Raw genomic sequence first — 864 nt, 5'->3', positions numbered from 1 at the left:
GCACCCGCACCGCCCGCCGGTCGCCCGCGACGCCCAGCGCGCCCGCCACGCCCCACGTGTACAGGACGATGCCGTAGCCCGCGAACCCGAGACTGGAAACGGTGATCACCGGGACGGTGATGAAGTAGAGCACCACGCTGATCAGCGCGAGCGCCAGCATGAAGAAGAAGACAGCGCAGCCGATCGCGCAACCGTCGTCGTCCATGGTCGGTCCTCCAGGGGGGGTCTTCTGGGGGTCGTCGCCGGTCAGTCCCGGGACTTCCAGCGCAGCTTGGGCAGGGTGAGGGTCCTGCGGTGGAAGTTCTGCTCCACCCACAGCTCGAACTCGGCGGCGGTCTGCTCGTCGGCCTTCTTCAGCCGTTTGCCGATCTGGCGGACCTCCCGCTGGCTCCACCCGGCCAGCACGGTCCGCAGCCGTAGCGCGAGCTGGTCGGCGAGCTCGCGGTAGCCCTGGACGTCCGCGGCGGTGGCGACCTCGTACACGCCCGCGGCCGTCCGGTAGGCGAGGTCGCCGGGGCGGAGCAGGAGCTCGGCGGTGTCGTCCAGGTAGCGCCGGCGCAGGCCAGGCTGAGCGCCGATCAGCGCCGTCAGCAGGAACTCCGGTTCGAGGTCGCGCATCAGCCGCGGGAGCAGCGGGACGAGGTAATCCAGGATCGGGCTCGCGTCGCGGTACTCCTTGAGCAGGTCGGTGTAGGTCTCGTAGCGGCGGCGGCCCTTGGCCCTGGTGAAGTCGGCGCGCAGCTCGACGGCGTGCTTCATCAGGGTGATCCGGCGGGCGGCGTCGGCGGGCAGCGCCCCGTCGGGGCGGGCGTCGGCGAGGAGCCGGAACCGTCCGGCGGTCGCGTCGGTGAGGTCGGCGGTGGC

General features: G+C 71.9%; 2 protein-coding genes. Both read right to left on the bottom strand.

Features of this window, described 5'->3' with window-relative positions:
• Positions 1–205 (bottom strand): hypothetical protein (locus ACYVE7_RS34870; RefSeq protein ID WP_460370931.1); only part of this gene is annotated, 205 nt, incomplete at its 3' end.
• Positions 206–246: 41 nt separating this feature from the next.
• On the bottom strand, positions 247–864 hold a 618-nt coding region (locus tag ACYVE7_RS34865; RefSeq protein ID WP_460370930.1), incomplete at its 5' end, for a hypothetical protein.

It is taken from the genome of Actinocorallia lasiicapitis (assembly GCF_054778695.1).
This window is presented reverse-complemented; position numbering and strand designations above follow the sequence as displayed.